The organism is Alteromonas sp. ABV2_168, from assembly GCF_056161165.1.
This window is the reverse complement of record NZ_JBSWYQ010000004.1, coordinates 24,823-45,139: the sequence shown is the minus strand read 5'-3', so window position 1 is coordinate 45,139 and position 20,317 is coordinate 24,823. Positions and strand designations below refer to the sequence as shown.

At 48.4% G+C, this 20,317-nt stretch carries 16 protein-coding genes; 9 read left to right on the top strand and 7 right to left on the bottom strand.

What is annotated here, in order from left to right; genetic code table 11:
• Positions 1-10: 10 nt before the first annotated feature.
• Entirely contained in the window at positions 11-976 is a 966-nt protein-coding gene (gene trxB / locus ACXAH4_RS07925) for a thioredoxin-disulfide reductase (RefSeq protein ID WP_303574283.1), read from the bottom strand.
• Between the two features lie 273 nt (positions 977-1,249).
• Between trxB and yfbV the strand changes: the two genes are divergently transcribed.
• Positions 1,250-1,699, top strand: a complete 450-nt coding sequence (gene yfbV / locus ACXAH4_RS07920) for a terminus macrodomain insulation protein YfbV (protein WP_119501081.1) — start codon at positions 1,250-1,252, stop codon at positions 1,697-1,699.
• Between the two features lie 90 nt (positions 1,700-1,789).
• Here the strand turns inward: yfbV and ACXAH4_RS07915 are convergent, their stop codons facing one another.
• Both ACXAH4_RS07915 and sppA read right to left on the bottom strand, forming a co-directional pair.
• Positions 1,790-2,302 (bottom strand): SprT family zinc-dependent metalloprotease, encoded by a 513-nt coding sequence (locus ACXAH4_RS07915; RefSeq protein WP_474881395.1) that lies wholly within the window; start codon positions 2,300-2,302, stop codon positions 1,790-1,792.
• Positions 2,303-2,308: 6 nt separating this feature from the next.
• Positions 2,309-4,168, bottom strand: a complete 1,860-nt coding sequence (gene sppA, locus ACXAH4_RS07910; protein ID WP_474881393.1) for a signal peptide peptidase SppA — start codon at positions 4,166-4,168, stop codon at positions 2,309-2,311.
• Positions 4,169-4,400: 232 nt separating this feature from the next.
• Between sppA and ACXAH4_RS07905 the strand changes: the two genes are divergently transcribed.
• Positions 4,401-4,952: an NAD(P)H nitroreductase gene (locus tag ACXAH4_RS07905; RefSeq protein ID WP_474881391.1), complete on the top strand. Its 552-nt coding sequence runs from the start codon at positions 4,401-4,403 to the stop codon at positions 4,950-4,952.
• 112 nt (positions 4,953-5,064) lie between these two features.
• On the opposite strand, the gene pyk is transcribed toward ACXAH4_RS07905, so the two are convergent.
• A complete protein-coding gene (gene pyk / locus ACXAH4_RS07900; RefSeq protein ID WP_119501084.1) occupies positions 5,065-6,501 on the bottom strand; it encodes a pyruvate kinase in 1,437 nt (478 codons plus the stop codon).
• A 286-nt stretch (positions 6,502-6,787) separates the two neighbouring features.
• A complete protein-coding gene (locus ACXAH4_RS07895) occupies positions 6,788-7,639 on the bottom strand; it encodes a MurR/RpiR family transcriptional regulator (RefSeq protein ID WP_119501085.1) in 852 nt (283 codons plus the stop codon).
• A gap of 282 nt (positions 7,640-7,921) precedes the next feature.
• Between ACXAH4_RS07895 and zwf the strand changes: the two genes are divergently transcribed.
• From zwf to ACXAH4_RS07870, 5 genes are read left to right on the top strand one after another with little or no spacing between them, the layout of a single operon-like run.
• Positions 7,922-9,418 carry a glucose-6-phosphate dehydrogenase gene (gene zwf / locus ACXAH4_RS07890; RefSeq protein ID WP_474845731.1) on the top strand — a complete coding sequence of 499 codons (1,497 nt, stop codon included), beginning with the start codon at positions 7,922-7,924 and terminating at the stop codon, positions 9,416-9,418.
• A gap of 1 nt (position 9,419) precedes the next feature.
• A complete protein-coding gene (pgl, locus tag ACXAH4_RS07885) occupies positions 9,420-10,112 on the top strand; it encodes a 6-phosphogluconolactonase (RefSeq protein WP_474881390.1) in 693 nt (230 codons plus the stop codon).
• Between the two features lie 9 nt (positions 10,113-10,121).
• Positions 10,122-11,951 carry a phosphogluconate dehydratase gene (edd, locus tag ACXAH4_RS07880; protein ID WP_474881388.1) on the top strand — a complete coding sequence of 610 codons (1,830 nt, stop codon included), beginning with the start codon at positions 10,122-10,124 and terminating at the stop codon, positions 11,949-11,951.
• On the top strand, positions 11,948-12,907 hold the full coding sequence (locus ACXAH4_RS07875) for a glucokinase (RefSeq protein ID WP_474845737.1): 960 nt from the start codon (positions 11,948-11,950) through the stop codon (positions 12,905-12,907). The genes edd and ACXAH4_RS07875 overlap by 4 nt, the downstream gene beginning before the upstream one ends.
• Positions 12,904-13,548, top strand: a complete 645-nt coding sequence (locus ACXAH4_RS07870; protein ID WP_119501090.1) for a bifunctional 4-hydroxy-2-oxoglutarate aldolase/2-dehydro-3-deoxy-phosphogluconate aldolase — start codon at positions 12,904-12,906, stop codon at positions 13,546-13,548. The genes ACXAH4_RS07875 and ACXAH4_RS07870 overlap by 4 nt, the downstream gene beginning before the upstream one ends.
• 116 nt (positions 13,549-13,664) lie before the next feature.
• On the opposite strand, the gene ACXAH4_RS07865 is transcribed toward ACXAH4_RS07870, so the two are convergent.
• Positions 13,665-14,516, bottom strand: a complete 852-nt coding sequence (locus ACXAH4_RS07865) for a D-hexose-6-phosphate mutarotase (RefSeq protein WP_474845741.1) — start codon at positions 14,514-14,516, stop codon at positions 13,665-13,667.
• Between the two features lie 127 nt (positions 14,517-14,643).
• Complete coding sequence (gap, locus tag ACXAH4_RS07860; RefSeq protein ID WP_119501094.1) at positions 14,644-15,639, bottom strand: type I glyceraldehyde-3-phosphate dehydrogenase; 996 nt, start codon at positions 15,637-15,639, stop codon at positions 14,644-14,646.
• Positions 15,640-15,879: 240 nt separating this feature from the next.
• On the opposite strand from gap, the gene malQ reads away from it, so the two are divergent.
• Together malQ and glgB are read left to right on the top strand one after the other, a co-directional pair.
• Positions 15,880-18,084, top strand: a complete 2,205-nt coding sequence (malQ, locus tag ACXAH4_RS07855; RefSeq protein ID WP_474881386.1) for a 4-alpha-glucanotransferase — start codon at positions 15,880-15,882, stop codon at positions 18,082-18,084.
• A gap of 51 nt (positions 18,085-18,135) precedes the next feature.
• The gene (gene glgB, locus ACXAH4_RS07850) at positions 18,136-20,304 is read left to right on the top strand and encodes a 1,4-alpha-glucan branching protein GlgB (RefSeq protein ID WP_474867840.1); all 2,169 of its coding nucleotides are present in this window, start codon (positions 18,136-18,138) and stop codon (positions 20,302-20,304) included.
• Positions 20,305-20,317: the final 13 nt, after the last annotated feature.

The following is a 20,317-nucleotide window of genomic DNA, read 5'->3' as shown; positions in this document are numbered from 1 at the left end:
ACCTCAGTTATCAGCCTTGTTCCGGGCGGAAACCGTCGAGGAATTTTTCTGCATCCAGTGCAGCCATACAACCAGTACCGGCTGAGGTAATTGCCTGACGATAAATGTGATCGCTCACATCACCGGCAGCAAAAATACCTTCCACCGAGGTTTGTGTGGCATTACCCTGCAGACCGCTCTGAACAACAATATAGCCGTCTTTCATTTCAAGCTGACCTTCGAAAATATCCGTGTTCGGCTTGTGGCCAATGGCAATAAACAGGCCCATTACATCGATTTCTTCTTTGGCATCGGACTGCGTGTCAGCGATACGGACTTTGGTTACGCCCATTTCATCGCCCAGCACTTCGTCCAGCGTTTTATTCAGGTGCAGAACCACGTTACCGTTTTCTGCTTTGTCCAGCAGACGCTGCTCAAGAATTTTTTCACTGCGGAAAGTGTCACGACGGTGAATAACGTGAACTTCAGACGCGATGTTCGACAGATACAGTGCTTCTTCCACGGCAGTATTACCGCCGCCCACAACCGCTACTTTCTGGTTACGGTAGAAGAATCCGTCACAGGTTGCGCAGGCAGAGACCCCTTTACCTTTGAACGCTTCTTCAGATTCCAGACCCAGGTATTTCGCAGAAGCACCGGTTGCGATGATCAGTGCATCACAGGTATAAGTGCCTGAATCACCGTAAAGGGTGAACGGGCGCTTACTGAAATCAGTTTTGTTGATGTGGTCAAAAATGATTTCTGTATTGAATTTCTCTGCGTGTTTTTGCATGCGTACCATCAGATCAGGACCTGTCAGTCCTTCAGGGTCGCCCGGCCAGTTTTCAACTTCTGTGGTTGTTGTTAACTGTCCACCCTGCTGAATACCTGTTAACAGTACAGGTTCAAGGTTTGCTCTGGCCGCATAGACTGCTGCGGAATATCCTGCCGGGCCAGAGCCCAGAATAAGTAGACGGACGTGTCTGCTTTCTGCCATTTCTATCTCCAATGCTTTCACTCATCGCCGCTGACAACGAGCCTTTTAATGATGGTATCTTTATGTGGGTCAATATCGCATATTCAACCTGAATTGAGTATGACTTTTCATTACAATATATGTCAGTAATGTAACCTGAGCCGTTAACCGGGCTATAATAAACCAAACCGCAGTATATTTAGTATAGAATGCTGAATACATCCGGGATTAATTGTAGTTTAATAAAATAAAATCCAGACGTTGACCGGGGTCAGCACCGGCAGGAGAGCAGGCATGTCACAATCAGTAATTACGCTTCTGCGTGACGGACAAGACTATATGAATACCTGGCCGGTAAAACGGGAGCTTTATGCTTTCTTTCCGGAGTGCCGTGTCGTCAGTGCTACAAAGCTGGCTATCAAAGCCATGCCGCCTCTGGCCATTGTGGCCGCGGGAATGATGTTAAATGTGCTGGGAAGTGCATACCTGCCGCAGGCGATGGCAATTGGGTTGTTCTTCATCAGCCTGCCATTACAGGGCTTACTCTGGTTGGGGCACCGCTCGAATCAGACTCTGCCGCCGCAAATTAAAAGCTGGTATCAGGAAGTTCACCGTAAAATGGCAGCAGAAGGTTGTGAATTGCAGGCAATGCGTTCTCAGCCTAAATATCGTGAACTGGCGGCTACGCTGAAAACAGCATTCAGTGAACTCGACCGCGTTTTCACGCAAAAATGGTTTAACTGAAAGCCGTTCTTTATACCGGTGACGTCCTATTGCGTCACCTGACTGCCTTGTCTTTGAACCGTTTTTAAGCCTTCTTATCTCTCAGTCAGCTTACGTTGCTTCGCTGCTTTCAACGAATACCAGATTTTCCCCGCATCGTCTGCAGCGATAAGTCATGCCCTTTTTCACATTATTATGCCTTCTCACCGACAATTCTATAGTCTGGCAGCCACAGCGGTAGTTAAAGGTTGTCAGGCCCAGTACGGATAAGTCGAAGTCATGTGTCGTTGAAGGGGATACGCCGTAAACATGTTGCATGACAGTCTGCCATTCCGGACCGTGAGGTTTCACTCTGCGTCGTTTGCCTGCTGTATGCCACGTTATCAGATGACTGACTTCATGTGGGATCACATCACTGAAAAATGCCGCTTTGTTTGCAGCCAGTAATACAGGATGAAAGTTAACCCTGTTCTGCTGTAAAAAGGCGGTGCCGGCGTTTTTACCGCTGCGCCTGAAAGATACATCCGGCAAAGGGAAAGAGCGGTTAAAATAACGTTCTGCAACAGCAAAGAGGCGGTGAACCTCACGGATCACCGCCTCTTTTTCAGAGTGATTAAGTGTCACCGGGTCTTAGTCCACCTTACACTGAAGGCACAGGGTGTATACACCGCGTGGATCATTCAGGTTGGTTACCGTGCCGGTTTCTGCTAACAGGTTCTTCACCATTTTCATCAGGTGACTGTCGTTATCAGCGAATTGCATTTTTGCACCCCACACCAGCGCCTGGCCGAAAAACTCTTTCCAGAATTGTTCCTGAGGAGACAGGATACGCTCTACGTACTGGGTGTCCCAGGTTTCCAGACCGGCAATTTCAGCAGCGGATGCGACGGCATCATCAAGGTCACCCAGTTCGTCTACCAAACCCAGTTCCAGTGCCTGACTACCAATCCATACACGACCCTGGGCAATTTTATCAACCGCTTCAGGGCTCATACCGCGGGATTCACCCACCATGGTGATGAACTGGCGATAAGCGCTTTCCACATTGCGCTGGAGGATTTCACCAAAGCGGGGATCCAGCTTGCGCAGTGCTGACATACCGGCAATTTCGGTAGATGCAACACCGTCGGTGTTAATGCCAAGGTATTCCAGTGAATCCTCGAAGGTAAGAAACATACCAAACACACCGATGGAGCCAGTGATAGTGCTGGGAGAAGCAATGATTTTATCTGCCGGTGCAGAAATCCAGTAACCGCCGGACGCTGCATAGGTGCTCATAGACACAACGACAGGTTTACCGGCGCTTTGCAGTTCCAGCACTTCCTGACGGATAATTTCGGATGCAAATGAACTGCCTCCCGGTGAATCGACCTGCAGAACGACAGCTTTCACCGTATCATCCAGACGGGCCTGTCGTAATAAGCGTGCTGTGCTGTCCCCACCGATTGTGCCGGCGGGCTGATTACCGTCGAGGATTTCGCCTTTGGCTACCACAATTGCGACTTTATCCTTCGTGTTACCAATTTTGGGTAACGGCGGATTAACGGCTTTCAGGTAAGTATTAAAAGGGGTAACGTTGACACCCAGTTTGTTTTCATCCGTTCCGACTAAAGCAACCAGTTCCTGACGGACTTCTTCCCGGGTTTTAAGGGCATCCACCCAGCCGTTGTTCAGTGCATATTTAGCGAAATCTGCACCGGCTTCTTCAAACTTGTTCAGCAGAACGTCCAGTTCTTCATCGAAGTTACTGACATCAATACCACGGGCAGCAGCCACATCAGCTTTGTATTGTGACCAGTAAGTGTCGAGCCACAACTTGTTTGCTTCTTTTGCCGCGTCAGACATGTCATTACGGATAAACGGCTCTACGGCAGATTTGTACGTACCAACACGGAAGATATGTGTCGTAATGCGCAATTTCTCCAGCATGTCTTTAAAGTACATGCCAAAGCGGCCGTAACCTTCAAACATCACACCGCCCATTGGATTCAGGTAAATATGATCAGCACGTGCTGCAAGGTAATATTGATTCTGGCTGTAGTAGTCGCCGATAGCGTAGACCGGTTTTTCGGTCTTAAAGTCATCGATGGCAGCGGCTACGGTGCGGAGTTTATCCAGTCCGCCGCCCTGTAACCCGGACAAATCCAGAATGAGCGCTTTTATGCGGGAGTCCTGTTTGGCGTTATCCAGTACCTTAACCACATCACGTACCAGCACTTCCGGGTTTTCCGGTTCTTCACCAAACGCTTCCTGCATGAATTGTGAAAACGGGTCGACCTGTTCTTTTTCAATGACCAGGTTACCGTTCAACTGCAACAATAATGCACTGTCAGGTTTTACCGAGATGGGATCTTCACTGCTACTGATGGCAATAATGACGCCAATAACAAGAACCAGAAAAATAAGATTAAATACGAGTTTTCTGGCGAAATTCAGTACTGTCCATAGTCCTGTGAATAATGCTTTCGTCCAGCTTCCTTTTGCTGCCATATTGCTTTGTACCTCAGACGGATGTTTAGTTCATGGTAACGGAACCACGAAGGATAGCTAACTTAAATTGTAATGAATTGTGATAGCGGTAAACAAGCGCTACAGGCCTGATTTACTGTGAATATACATCATTGAGGGATAAGTTTGGTAAAAGCTGTTTCATCTGCACCACGCCGCTGATACATTGTGCTTTCATCAATGTATTTCCCGATGTGTATAAGGAGAACCGCAATTGGAAGCTCTTGACCTGCTGTTAAACCGTCGTTCCCAACCCAGACTCAAAGCCCCTGCGCCGGAGGGCGATGCCCTGGAAAATATTTTTCAGGCCGCTTTACGTGCGCCGGACCATGCGGCGCTTACGCCATGGCGTTTTATTGTGTGTGAAGGGGAGGGGCTGGTAAAACTCGGTTCTGTGTTTGAGCAGTCTGCTATTGAAAACGACAAATCCGCCAAAGAAATAGAACGTGCCCCGCAGTTGCCGATGCGTGCTCCTATGGTGATTGTGGCCATCACAACGTATAAAGAGCATGAAAAAGTGCCCCGTGTAGAGCAGGTCGCGTCGACAGCCTGTGCGGTAATGGCCATGCAAATGGCTGCTCAGGCGCAAGGATTTAACGGAATATGGCGGACCGGCGCCTACGCCCATTGTGAGCTGGTGAGAAAGGCATTGTCGTTAAATGAAGAAGATGAAATAGCCGGATTTTTATATTTAGGCACACCGGCAATCGATACGCCGCCGGTAATACGTCCGGACAGCACGCCGTTTTTCACTTACTGGCGCTGATCGTTTCAATCCTGACCGGCGTTGACCGCATCAGTGATAAGCACAAAGCAAAAGGCCGGCAACATTGCCGGCCTTCCTGTATCCGTTGAACGGACATTAAATTGAGTCAGTATTAATCTACCTGAACAATTTTCAGCGCGTTGGTCGCACCGATTTTTTCCATTTCATCGCCGTAAGTCATGATCACACTGTCACCTTCTTTCACCAGACCGATGGCTTTCAGTGCTGCCATGGTATCGTGTTTCAGCTGACCCGGTTCACTGTCGCGGGAATCAAAGAATACCGGCTTCACACCACGGTAAAGTGCCATTGCATTAAGCGTGGCTTCGTGACGTGACATAGCTATGATAGGTAAACCGGTGGTAATACGTGACATCAGCTTAGGCGTATTACCACTTTCAGTTAATGCAACAATAGCTTTGATGCTTGGCAGGTGGTTAGCAGCATAAACTGCAGACAACGCCACTGTTTCACTGACCGTAGAGAACACTGTATCCATTCTGTGCTTGGACAGTTTAACGCTGGGGTGTGTTTCTGCACCTTCACAAACCCGTGCCATGGCTCTCACTGTTTCAACAGGGTAATTACCGGCAGCAGTTTCCGCCGATAACATCACTGCATCCGTACCGTCCAGTACGGCGTTCGCCACGTCCATCACTTCTGCACGGGTTGGCATCGGGCTGGTGATCATTGATTCCATCATCTGCGTGGCAGTAATGACAACTTTATTCAGTTGACGAGAGCGGGCAATCAGTTTCTTCTGAACACCTACCAGCTCTGCATCACCGATCTCCACACCCAGGTCACCACGGGCAACCATAACGGCGTCAGATGCACTGATAATATCGTCAATGGCTTCATCGGTAGCAACGGCTTCAGCACGTTCTACTTTGGCACAGATTAGTGCTTCACAACCGGCTTCGCGGGCCAGCTCGCGGGCGTAGTTCAGGTCTGCACCTGAACGGGGGAAGGACACTGCCAGATAATCAACGCCGATTTTGGCGGCAGTTTTAATATCTTCTTTGTCTTTCGCAGTCAGAGCTTCGGCAGACAGACCACCGCCCTGACGGTTGATGCCTTTATTGTTAGACAGTTTTCCGCCTACGGTTACTTTTGTATGCACTTTACGACCGGCTACTTCTGTAACTTCCAGTTGAATACGGCCATCGTCGAGTAGCAGAATGTCGCCGGTGTTTACGTCGTCAGGCAGCGCTTTATAGTCGATGCCTACTGCGTTCACGTCACCGTCATCCTTCGCCATTTCAGCATCAAGGGTAAAAGGTGCGCCTACATCAAGATTTACAGCGCCTTCTTTAAACCGGGCTACACGAATTTTAGGGCCCTGCAAATCACCGAGAATGGCGACATATTTATTTAAGTTCTTTGCTGCCTGACGTACTTTCTTCGCACGCTCAATGTGATCTTCAGCCTGACCGTGAGAGAAGTTCATCCGCACTGTGTTTGCACCTGCTGCGATGATGGCTTCAATGCGTTCGATGGTGTCTGTTGCTGGTCCTAATGTGGCAAGTATCTTTGTTCTTCTGGTCATATGATTCGTCGCTTGTTCTTCGTCGTTAACAGGGAGGCTTCTACACACGTTACTTACATTGACAATAATGTCGAAAAAATGTTCGATTTATGTTGCTGTAATGCTTTTACGTAATTTTATTACAGAATAGTAGAGCAATCTGACAAAAATGTGAATGCAAAGAACTTTTTTCCTCACTGGCCTTACCAGTGAGGTGTGAACTAATCTGAACGCAGGAAGAAGAAAAAATGGTTAAAAAAAAACCGCTGGTAAAAGCGGTCTTCAATAAATCAGCTGGAATGAACTGTTATAAGTCACGCTTGTCAAAACGAGAACCACGAAGGGTGTCTTTGACCCGCTTGAGATTTTCTCTGAATTTATTGCCACGACGCAGGGTGAAGCCGGTGGCCAGTACATCAATTAAGGTAAGCTGGGCAATACGGCTCGCCATGGGCATGTACATGTCAGTGTCTTCCGGCACTTCCAGAGACAATACGTAACTGCATTCACGTGATAAGGGGCTGTCTGCAGAGGTGATACCAACGACAGTGGCATCGTTACTGCGGGCAATCTGGGCAATCTCGACCAGGCTTTTGGTTCTGCCGGTGTGGGAAATCAATACAACCACATCGCCGTCTGTGCAGTTCATGCAACTCATGCGTTGCATCAGAATATCTTCAAAGTAAACCACGGGCACATTGAAGCGGAAAAACTTATTCAGCGCGTCATGGGCTACAGAGGCCGAGGCGCCGAGGCCAAAAAATGAAATTTTTTGTGCCTGAGTCAACAGATCAACAACACGGTTAACAACATTGACGTCAATGGACTGCCGCGCAACTTCGAGGGATGCCATGGTGCTTTCGAAAATTTTGTTGGTGTATTCACCCGGGCCGTCACTTTCATCTACATGACGGTTAACATACGGCGTGCCATTCGCTAAGCTTTGTGCCAGATGCAATTTAAAATCCGGGAAGCCTTTGGTGTCCAGGCGGCGGCAAAAACGGTTTACTGTCGGCTCACTGACATCAGACATTTTAGCGAGCGTTGCTATACTCGAATGAATTGCCGTTTGCGGGTTGGCCAATATTATTTCGGCAACTTTGCGCTCAGACTTGCTGAAAGCGGCTTTATTTTGCGTAATTTTCTCAAGAATATTCATACGGATATAGCGAAAAGTAAGGTAAAGTTATAATCATTCCAGCTTTCTATACTACCCAAAGTGACTCGGGTGACAAGAAAAATGTAATTTTTTGACAATCGAAGCAACAGAATGGCGGGTATTCAGCGAATAAATACCTCTTTAACGTGTCATAGATGACTCAAGTTGTAATTTTACTACATTTGGTGTTAACTATGTGCTAACAACGACGAGACAGTTCATCTGCGTTGCCTGACAGTATCGAACTGTTATCTGGATTATCATTAAGAAGGTCGACGAAATATGGTAATGGATAATTCCTTTGAACCCTGTGATTTTGTGCTGTTTGGCACGTTAGGGGATCTCTCACGACGGAAACTATTGCCGTCCTTATATCAGCTGGAAAAAGCTGAGCTCATTCACCCTGATACCAAAATTATTGGTGTAGCGCGTCAGGACCTGAGCACTGAGGACTACAAGAAAGAAGTCCGTAACAACATCGAAAAATTTGGTTCCAAACAAGTTTGCGAAGATACCTGGGCCCGCCTTGAAGCCCGTCTGCAATATGCTTGTGTGGATATGAAGAATACTGAAAGCTACCGCGTTTTTGATTCAGTAGTAGATGCAGACCGCATTATGGTTTGCTATCTGGCGACTCCGCCGGCTATCTACGGTGACATCTGCCGTGGTCTGCACAGCTGCGATATTATCGACAGCTCCGTACGTGTAGTGCTGGAAAAACCAATCGGTCACGATCTTGAATCTTCTAAAGTCATTAATGACCAGGTTTCAGAATACTTTAAAGAATCGCAAATCTACCGCATTGACCACTATCTGGGTAAAGAAACCGTTCTTAACCTGATTGCCCTGCGTTTTGCTAACTCCATATTTGCTACCAACTGGGACCACAACTCCATTGACCACGTACAGATTACTGTTGCTGAGTCGGTAGGGATTGAAGGCCGTTGGGGCTATTTTGATGACGCTGGTCAAATGCGTGACATGGTGCAGAACCACCTGTTGCAAATTCTCAGTCTGATTGCCATGGAACCGCCGGCAAACCTGAATGCCGACAGTATCCGTGATGAAAAACTGAAAGTACTGAAAGCCTTACGTCCGATTAACCTGAGTAATATCAACGAATCAACAGTTCGTGGTCAGTACACGTCTGGTTTCGTTAAGGGTGAAGAAGTACCTGGCTATCTGGAAGAAGAGGGTGCCAACACCCGCAGCCGTACTGAAAGCTTCGTTGCCATCAAGGCCGACATCGACAACTGGCGCTGGGCCGGCGTGCCGTTTTATTTAAGAACAGGTAAGCGTTTGCCGACTAAAGTGTCTGAAGTTGTGATTTACTTCAAACGCCAGCCACACAACCTGTTCGGTGACAGCTTCCAGAATCTGCCGCCTAATAAACTGGTTATCCGTCTGCAGCCTGACGAAGGTGTTGAAATCACCGTAATGAATAAGGTACCGGGTCTGACCAGCTCAGGTTCAATGGACCTGCAAAAGTCAAAACTCGACTTGAGTTTCTCGGATGCATTCGGCGACGACCGCATTCCTGATGCTTATGAAAAGCTGTTACTTGAAGTGATGCTGGGCAACCAGGCTCTGTTCGTTCGCCGTGATGAAATTGAACAGGCGTGGAACTGGGTTGATTCAATTCTTGAAGCGTGGAAGCAAACTAATGAGCCACCGGAGCCTTATCAGGCTGGTACGTGGGGACCGGTAGATTCTATCGGGTTATTAGCCCGCGCTAACCGTAGTTGGTATGAAAGCAAAACAATACGGAAGAAGAAATAAGATGGCTTTGACAATTAATGCTTTTGACAATGCAGATGCACTGACCAGTGCATTTGCAGACACGCTTATTTCACTGCTGGAAAAAGGTATTGCAGAACGTGGTCGCGCCAGTCTGGTAGTGAGCGGGGGCAGAACACCTCTGGCTCTGTTCAAACAGCTTAGCCAGACTGATCTTGCCTGGGATAAAGTTGACATTACGCTGGCTGATGAGCGTTGGGTTGGTGAAAATGACGACGCCAGCAATACAAAGCTGGTGCGTGAAAACCTGATTCAGAACAAAGCAGCAGCCGCTAATTTTGTCACTTTGAAAACGGACGATGCAGATGCCAATGATGGTATCGCCGAGGCGGAAAACCGCCTGTCCAGTTTCAGCCAGCCTTTCGACGCGCTTATTCTCGGTATGGGCGAAGATGGCCACACAGCATCACTGTTTCCGTGTTCGGAGCAGGTTGCGGATGGTCTGGATCTGGCGAGTGGTAAAATTTGTATCGCTACCCAACCCACCACGGCCCCTCACCAACGTATTTCACTGACACTGCCTGCGCTGTTAAACAGTCGCAATATCTTTATTCACCTCACCGGTGAAAAGAAAAAAGCGGTTTTAGAAGACGCCATTGCTAATGCAACTGAGCTGGAAAAACCCGTTACCGCAGTTGTCAACCGTGCTGATGTCACGCTGATGTGGGCACCCTAGGAGCAGATCATGAATTCTAAAATTGCTGAAGTAACACAGCGAATTATTGAACGCAGTAAAGCAACCCGTAAGGCCTATCTGGAAAAAATAGAAAAGGCCCGCCGCCAGGGGCCGCACCGTGGTGTGCTGTCCTGTGGTAACCTGGCTCACGGCTTCGCCGCTTGTGGCAGTGATGACAAAGCCGATTTGCGTTCAATGACGAAAGCCAATATCGCAATCATCTCTTCTTACAACGATATGCTGTCGGCTCACCAGCCGTACGAAGCGTATCCGGCAATCATTAAAGAAGCCATCCGTCAGGTGGGCAGCGTAGCGCAGTTCGCCGGTGGTGTACCGGCCATGTGTGATGGTGTTACTCAGGGTAACCCGGGCATGGATCTGAGCCTGATGAGCCGTGACATTATTGCCCAGGCGACCGCAGTGGGTCTGTCTCACAACATGTTCGACGGCGCTCTGATGCTGGGGATCTGTGACAAAATTGTTCCCGGATTACTGATGGGCTCACTGGCCTTTGGTCACTTACCGACTGTTTTCATTCCTGCCGGTCCAATGCCTTCAGGTCTGCCAAACAAAGAGAAAGCCCGTGTCCGTCAGGAATTTGCTCAGGGTAAAGTAGGGCGCGACAAATTACTTGAAGCAGAATCTCAGTCTTACCACTCTGCCGGTACCTGTACTTTCTACGGTACAGCGAACTCTAACCAGCTGGTTGTTGAGACTATGGGTCTGCATCTGCCGGGTTCATCGTTTGTTAATCCGGGCACGCCACTACGTGATGCACTGACAAAAGCTGCATCCGTTCAGGCAACCCGTATCACTGACCTGGGCGACAACTACACGCCGATTGGTCATATTGTTGACGAGAAAGCCATTGTTAACGGTATCGTTGCATTACTGGCGACCGGTGGTTCAACTAACCACACCATGCACCTTGTGGCGATTGCCCGTGCAGCCGGTATTCTGGTTAACTGGGACGACTTCTCAGATCTGTCTGATGCCACACCGTTAATTACCCGTATCTATCCGAATGGTCACGCTGACATTAACCATTTTGTCGCTGCCGGTGGTATGTCGCTGTTGTTCAAACAGCTGCTGGATGCAGGACTGCTGCACAATGACGTTAAGACAATTTGTGGTGACGGTCTGGATTTATACACCAAAGAGCCGGTTCTGAAAGACGGTGAACTTGAATGGCGTGACGGTCCGGTTGAATCTCTTGATAAAGAAGTACTGGCCACTGTTGAGAAACCCTTTAAGCCTGACGGTGGTGTTTGCGTTCTTCGCGGGAACCTGGGTCGTGGCGTTATCAAAACGTCTGCACTTAAGTCTCCGGTTTGCCATATTAAGGCACCTGCTGTGGTGTTCGAAGATCAGTTTGAACTGGATGCGGCGTTTAAATCCGGTGATCTGGACAAAGACTGCATTATTGTTGTGCGTTTCCAGGGCCCGTCAGCGATTGGTATGCCTGAACTGCACCGCTTAACACCACCTCTGGGTGTGTTACAGGACCGCGGATTCAAAGTCGCGCTGGTAACAGACGGACGTATGTCCGGCGCGTCAGGTAAAGTACCTGCGGCTATCCATGTTACCCCGGAAGCCTACAAAGGCGGCATGCTGGCGAAAGTGGAATCCGGCGATCTCATCGAACTGAATACAGAAACCGGTGAACTGACATTGCTGGTGGATGACGAAACTCTGGCTGCACGTACCGCAAAAGAAGCGGACCTGGCGCATCATCAGGAAGGTATGGGACGTGAACTGTTCTCCGGTTACAGAAATATTCTGTCCGGTGCTGAAGAAGGCGCGTGTTCATTGTTTGTAACTCAGGAGCAGGCGCTATGACGGCACTTTTTGTTGCAGATGTCGGCGGGACGAACATTCGTCTTGCCCGTGTAACTGATACCGGTGTAGACAATATCATCAAATACCAGTGCAGAGATTTTGCCAGTATTGATTTGGCTATTGGTCAGTATTTCGCAGATTTACCTCAGTTCACCTTTACGTCAGGTTGTATTGCTATTGCCTGTCCGGTACTGGGTGACCAGGTAGAGATGACGAACCACAGCTGGGCATTCTCACAAACTGCATTACGTAGTCAGTTGAAGCTGGACAATCTGTTTGTGATCAATGATTTCACAGCCGTGGCGCATTCATTACCGGTATTAGGTGATGATCAGGTGGTGCAAATCGGAACCGGCACGGCGAAAACCAACGGCAATATCGCTGTATTTGGTCCGGGCACCGGGTTAGGTGTAGAACACATCACCATGACGTCTTCAGGCTGGCAAACTCTGGACGGCGAGGGTGGTCATGTTGATTTCGCCCCTGTTGATGAAACAGATGTGGTGATCTGGCGCTACCTGCAAAATGAACACGGTCGCGCATCTGCCGAAGAGGTGATGTCTGGTCGCGGACTGATGAACATCTATAAGGCGCTGGCATTACACAATAACGTACCGGTAACACACACAGAACCGTCTCAGGTTACTGAACGTGCGTTGTCCGGCGAATGCGATGTGTGCGTACAAACTCTGACTCAGTTCTGCCGTATCATGGGCAGTTTTGCCGGTAACCTGGCACTGAACATGGCTACCACCGGTGGTATTTTCATCGGCGGCGGTATTGCGAACCGTTTTGCAGAATTCTTAAAAGAGAGTGACTTCCGTGCCCGCTTCGAGGCCAAAGGTCAGATGAAGCATTACGTGAAAGACATTCCAACTTATCTGATTGCAGAGCCCGACCACGGATTATTAGGTGCATCTGCATACCTGAAACAACATACAGCGAGTGAACTATGACAACGAACGCTAACTATACACCGGCAGACATTTTTGCTGCTGGCCCGGTAGTCCCGGTACTGGTAATTAAGGACCTGGACAAAGCTGTGCCACTGGCAAAAGCACTGATTGCAGGTGGCATTAAGGTGCTGGAAGTCACACTGCGTACACCTGTTGCTCTGGATGTGATTAAGAAAATCGCAGACGAAGTACCTGAAGCGATTATCGGTGCGGGTACTGTTACCAATGCACAGCAGCTTAAACAGGTTGTTGAAGCAGGTGCGAAATTCGCTATCAGCCCGGGTCTTACAGAAGCACTGCTGGAAGCCGGTAAAGGCTACGATATTCCGTTAATTCCGGGTATTTCTTCAATTTCTGATCTGATGACAGCGAAGGATGCGGGTTATGACCACCTGAAATTCTTCCCTGCTGAAGCATCAGGTGGCGTGAAGGCGCTTAAATCTATCGGCGGTCCTTTCCCTGATGTGACATTCTGTCCTACAGGCGGTATCGGTCCGGCTAACTACAACGACTACCTGGCTCTGTCTAACGTTCGTTGTGTTGGCGGTTCATGGGTTGCACCTGATGATGCCATTGAAAGCGGCGACTGGGACAAGATCACCCAACTGGCAAAAGAAGCCTGTGACGGTGCCAAAGCCTGAGTACAAATTCTCTGATTTTGCTCAGAAACCGGATGTTGTATAACATCCGGTTTTTTTATGTCTGCAGGCATGCTTATGCCTGATGGTGTGTTTTTCCCGCTTGTGACAATAGCTGACTAAAGGGGGGAAACAATTTGCGTGACGCTGCGGCTTTCGCCGGGTGCTAGCGTGCATCCATTGGTCACGGCTGTCTCAATACATAACATATGTCTGAAACCAAACGCGTCCATGTCAGCGATAGAAGCAGCCCCTTGCCAGGGATTCCAGACCACCAGAGAATCGTGTCCCATAGACGTTACGCGGGTAAATGGCTTCTCTTCTACATAAACGGTTACGTCAGGAGCAGCATGCTGATGAATGCGGTCTGTTTCACCACTGAAAGTATACGGAGACGGGGCAGGCTTTAATGCCCAGTTTTCCAGTTTGTCTTTATACTCGCCTTCAATACCTGTAATTTTGGTATGCGCGATATCTGCCACTGAAAAATAGGTGTGCATTGCTACATTGAATGAAAACGACACGATACCGGTGTTTTCTGTTTTCAGTGTAATCGACAGGGTTTTACCCACCAGAATTTCGTAGCTGACTTTGCAATCATATTCAAAGCCTTCACCACGACTGAATGTGGGGGTAAGAACAATGCGCGTGCCGTCTCCGGTGTCTTCAGAAGACTGAATCTGCCAGCTTTGGGTGCGCAAAAAACCATGAGAAGGAAGTTCACCTTTCTCACGGCCATGATCATCACTGAACCAGGGCCAGCAAAGAGGAATTCCACCACGGATCGGGCGCTCACCGTTTAAGAACGCATGTGGACTGAGCCATAAACGGTCACGATCATCAGATTTTGGAATGAATGACAGTACATGCGCGCCAAATAAGCTGATACGGCTGCTGGCAAACTGATTGTCTACGTTTAAAAAGGTAATCCCTGAAGATTCTTCAACAGTTACAGAGTCGGGAATACTCATGTGACATCTCCTTGCCAAAATAAAGTCCGGTTATTATTGTGCATCCAAAAACAAAAAGGTGCGATAGCAAATCGCACCTTTTTTTACATTTTTATCTTGCTTATCACCCGGTTAGGGCGTGTTCGCATTATTTTGAAATATGCTGAACCAAATCAAGTACTTTATTTGAGTAACCCCATTCGTTGTCGTACCAGGATACAACTTTAACGAACGTGTCAGTCAGAGCGATACCTGCATCTGCATCGAAGATTGAAGTGCGTGCGTCACCCAGGAAGTCATTAGACACAACAGCATCTTCGGTGTAACCCAGAATGCCTTTCAGTTCACCTTCAGACGCTTCCTTCATTGCTTCACAGATAGCTTCATAAGTGGTTGGCTTTGCCAGATTTACTGTCAGGTCAACAACTGAAACATTCGGAGTAGGCACACGGAATGCCATGCCGGTTAATTTACCGTTCAGTGCAGGGATAACTTTACCAACGGCTTTCGCAGCACCGGTAGAAGATGGAATGATGTTCTGGCTCGCACCACGACCACCGCGCCAGTCTTTGTGAGAAGGACCGTCAACAGTTTTCTGTGTTGCTGTCGTCGCGTGAACAGTCGTCATCAGACCGTCAACAATACCGAATTTGTCGTTCAGTACTTTCGCCAGAGGCGCAAGACAGTTTGTGGTGCACGACGCATTAGAAACGATAGTCTGGCCATCGTATTCACCGTGGTTAACACCCATAACGAACATAGGCGTGTCGTCTTTAGATGGTGCAGACATCACCACTTTCTTTGCGCCGGCTTCAAGGTGAGCTGAAGCAGTATCTTTTGTCAGGAACAAACCTGTAGATTCAACAACAACGTCAACGTTTACATCGTTCCATGCCAGGTCAGCAGGGTTTCTTTCTGATGTAACACGGATAGTTTTACCATTTACTATCAGCTGGTTATTGTCTACCTTTATTTCACCATCAAAAACGCCATGGGTTGAATCATATTTCAGCATGTAAGCGATGTAATCTGTGTCCAGCAGATCGTTGATAGCAACAACTTCGATGTCGTCACGCTTTTGTGCAGCGCGCATTACCAAACGACCAATGCGTCCAAAACCATTGATACCGATGCGAATAGTCATGTCATACCTCTAATTGTATTTTGGTACAAGTGAAAAAAAATTACGTAAAGTATGGATCAAAATGGCATAATTGGCAAAGTAAAAAGCAAAAAATGTTGCAAAATTACAACTATGAACTATGCAAACGTATTCAGTTTCGTCGTATCGGGTCTTTAACTGATAATGCTCAAAATTATGTGTTGATGAGAATGCGCGGCCGTTGCCTTAACATTATCAACACGGGAAACAGGAATAGATAAAATGACAAATCCCGTTTTACAACAGCTGGTTGAGATGCGCGGCATAGAGACCCACTATGTTGATGCGTGGGGCAAACCTGCCACGATTTCAGAATCAAGCCAGACCAAATTACTTAACGCACTGGGTTACGACACCAGCAATGAAGCTGCTATAGAACAACAGCTTTCTGAAGAAGCCAGAAAAATCTGGCAGACTCCGCTCAACCCGGTACAGGTTTTACGCCAATCAGACACCGTTCCGTTTTCTGTACGGTTACCGATAGAACTGGTAACCGATGAGTACACTGTAGCGCTCTCTTTTGAAGATGGACAGACATTCGTCCACACTTTTGCACCGGTTGACGAAACACTGGTAAATGTCGCCCAGCTGGAAGACGTGGAATATCACGAATACGCTGTCACACTGACGGTTCAGGCGCCCACGGGTTATCATACACTGAGCTTATCGGTGGAAGGGGATGATGAACCGCTTTGCAGTATGCGGGTTATTATTGCACCTTCAGCCTGCTTCATCCCTGAATCCATTGTTGCCGGTAAAAAGATTTGGGGCCTGAGTGTGCAACTTTACTGTGTACGCAGTCAGAAAAACTGGGGCATGGGCGACTTCTCAGATCTGGCTTTATTAACCGAAAAGGCCGCTGCCACCGGAGCAGAGTTTATCGGGTTGAACCCTATTCATGCGCTGTATCCGGCGAACCCTGATGCCTGCAGCCCTTACGGACCGTCTTCACGTCGCTGGCTGAATTATTTATACCTCGATGTGACAGCCATGCCCTGTTTTGACGACGCCAGTGTGCAGACCATTGTGAATGATGCGGCTTTTCAGGAAAAACTTGCAGCAGCAAGAGCGGCTGACCTGGTTGACTATGCTGCCGTTGCGTCACTTAAACTGCCTGCACTCTCCGCATTGTTCGACGTGTACTACAACAAGTACCTGACTAAAAATACAAAACAGAACAAAGCATTTAAAGCGTTCGTGGAAGCCGGTGGTGAAAGCCTTGATATGCTGGCGGTGTACGATACGTTGCAGGAAAAGCTGGCTGAAGAAGGTAAGCCTTCCTGGGGCTGGCCGGTATTTCCTGAGGAATTCCGTGAATACCACAAACCTGATGTAGCGGTATTCAGAGAACAGAATAAAAAGCGGGTTTCTTTTTACCTGTTCCTGCAATGGCAGGCTGCGTTGCAATTACAGGCCGCCAGTGATGTGGCAACTAATGCCGGCATGGCTATCGGTTTATACCGTGATCTCGCCGTAGGTGTCAGTGAAGGCAGTGCAGAAATCTGGGGTAACAAAGACTTGTACTGTACCGGTGCCTCTGTGGGGGCGCCGCCGGATATTTTAGGGCCACTCGGACAAAACTGGGGGCTGCCGCCTATGGACCCTTACAAGCTTTACGAACAGGCCTATCAGCCAATCATAGACTTGTTTGCTTCCAACATGGCCGGTTCCGGTGCTTTGCGAATTGACCATGTTATGGCACTGCTTCGTCTGTGGTGGGTGACTAAAGGTGACCATGCAAAAGACGGTGGTTACGTTTATTATCCTGTCGATGATCTGCTGGCCATTCTGGCACTGGAAAGCCACCGGAATCAGAGCCTCGTGATTGGTGAAGATTTGGGTACAGTACCGGAAGAAATCCGTGAAAAACTGGCGGATAACGGTGTCCATTCGTACCGTGTATTCTTCTTTGAGCAGGCTAAAGACGGCGGCTTTTATTCACCGGCCCATTACCCCGTGCAATCTATGTCGACACTGACAACCCACGATATGCCAACTTTGACCGGCTTCTGGCATTGCCTGGATCTTGAGCTGGGTAAAGAGCTTGGTTTGTATCCTACTGATGAAATATTGTCTGTGTTGTATCACGACAGGCATAAGAATAAACAGGCGATACTGGATACCTTGCACGGTCACCATTCCATCAGTGACAACATTAGTCGTGATGTGAATGTGACGGGAATGACTACAGAACTTAACCGCGGTATGCAATTGCATATGGCGGCAGGTTCCAGTGCGTTACTCAGTCTGCAACTTGAAGACTGGTTGGAAATGGATAAGCCTGTTAATGTACCGGGTACGTTTAACGAATATCCTAACTGGCGCAGGAAGTTATCTCAGCCTTTAGAGACTATTTTTGAAAATCAGGACATCACTAACCTGGCTGCTAAGCTGACCGCTGTCAGAAAGCAGGCCAGCACAGATTAGGGATGTTCTGCAGTCTGCCGTATTGTGCGGCAGACTTTGCAGGAGTAACAAATGGTAGTAGAGCAGCAACTGGCACAAGCGCGGTGCAGTCAGCCTTTTTCCGTACTTGGTAATCAGCAAAGCGAAGATGGCGTAACGGTTACCGCCTATATCCCGGAAGCCAAAACAGTGTCAGTCCGCTGTTTAAAAACCCGCAAAGAAATCATCAAACTCAAAAAACAGGGCGACTCAGCTCTGTTTTCTGCATTATCAAAAAAGTTAAAGCCTGCGCAGCGTTACGAACTGCAGGTGACAACGGCAGACAGCGAATACAGCTTCACCGACCCTTACCAGTTCCGTGAAGAAGCATTTCATGCTGTGCACTTTATCGACCATCAGCCTGAAAATCTTTACCGGCAGGGCGGGGCACAACTGCTAACCACAGATGGCATTACCGGAACACGTTTTGCTGTTTATGCCCCTAACGCATCTGCGGTTTCCGTCATCGGTGATTTTAACCGCTGGGATGGCCGTACTCATCCTATGCAACAAACTGACATGGGCTACTGGGTACTCTTCATTCCGGGACTCGTTGCCGGCGAGCGCTATAAATATCAGTTAAAAGATGCCTGGGGTAACGATTTACCTCACAAGGCTGACCCGTTAGGCTTTGCTGCTGAGCAGTATCCATCTCACGCTTCAAAAGTGTTCGATCACAATGCCTATGAGTGGAATGACAGTGCCTGGATGGAGAAGCGGCAGGCAGACAAATACGCAAACCCCATGAGCGTATATGAAGTGCATCCGGGTTCATGGCGCCGGCCTTCTGAAGAGAGCGGGAAACGCTATCTCAGTTATCATGAACTGGCAGATTCGCTGATCCCCTACGTGAAAGAGATGGGGTATACCCATATAGAATTGTTACCCGTATCAGAGTTTCCTTTCGACGGTTCCTGGGGGTATCAGCCGGTGGGGCTTTACGCACCGACAAGCCGCTTCGGTTCACCTGACGATTTTAAATACTTTGTTGATCAGTGCCACCAGGCAGATATCGGCATCATCATTGACTGGGTACCGGCGCACTTCCCGGAAGATGCCCATGGCCTTGCGCGGTTCGATGGCAGTCATGTGTACGAATATGACGATCCCCGCCGTGGCTGGCATCCGGACTGGAATTCATGCATTTACGATTTCGGTAAAGATACTGTTCGCCAGTTTCTGGTTGCCAACGCACTTTTCTGGTTGGATAAATTTCACATTGACGGCTTGCGGGTGGATGCAGTGGCGTCCATGTTGTACCTGGATTATTCCCGTAATGAAGGGGAGTGGATCCCCAACGTGCACGGGGGCAATGAAAACTACGAAGCTATCAGTCTGCTGAAATGGATGAATGAAGAGGTTTACCGGCACTTCCCGGGTGCAATGACTATTGCTGAGGAGTCCACTTCATTCCCGGGTGTATCCAGACCGGTGAGCGAAGGCGGTCTCGGATTCGGCTTTAAGTGGAATATGGGCTGGATGCACGATTCATTGCATTACATCAGTAAAGATCCGGCGTATCGCCGCTATCATCACGGAGAAATCACCTTTTCCATGGTGTATGCCTTCGATGAAAACTTTGTATTGCCGATTTCCCACGATGAAGTCGTACACGGAAAAGGCAGTCTGATTGGTAAAATGCCGGGAGATGAATGGCAGCAGGCGGCAAACCTGCGTTGCTATGCCGGTTTCATGTATGGTCATCCGGGAAAAAAACTGAATTTCATGGGTAATGAAATTGCCCAGTCAAGGGAATGGAATCACGATGGTGAGCTTGACTGGTGGTTGCTGGAGTTCGACAAGCATAAAGGCATGCAGGCACTTTACCGTAAGCTTAACCATCTGTACCGGACTATGCCTGCACTGTATGAGCAGGATCACAATTATGAAGGTTTCAGCTGGATAGACCATAATTATGCTGAACTAAGTATGTTGTCCTTCGTAAGAAAAGCCAAAGACGACAAGCAAAAAGTCTATGTGGTGAATAACTTTACGCCTTCTCCCCGTGAGAAGTTCCGCATTGGCGTGGAAGACCCGGGCACTTACTCACTGGTACTGAATACCGACAGCGGTGAGTTCTGGGGCAGTGATTACCCTGCACCTGAAATTGTTACTGCTGACGCGGTGGAATGGAACAATCAGCCGTATTCTATTGAAATCACTTTACCGCCACTGGCAACACTTTACTGGGTTTATGAATAACAGGAGAACCGGC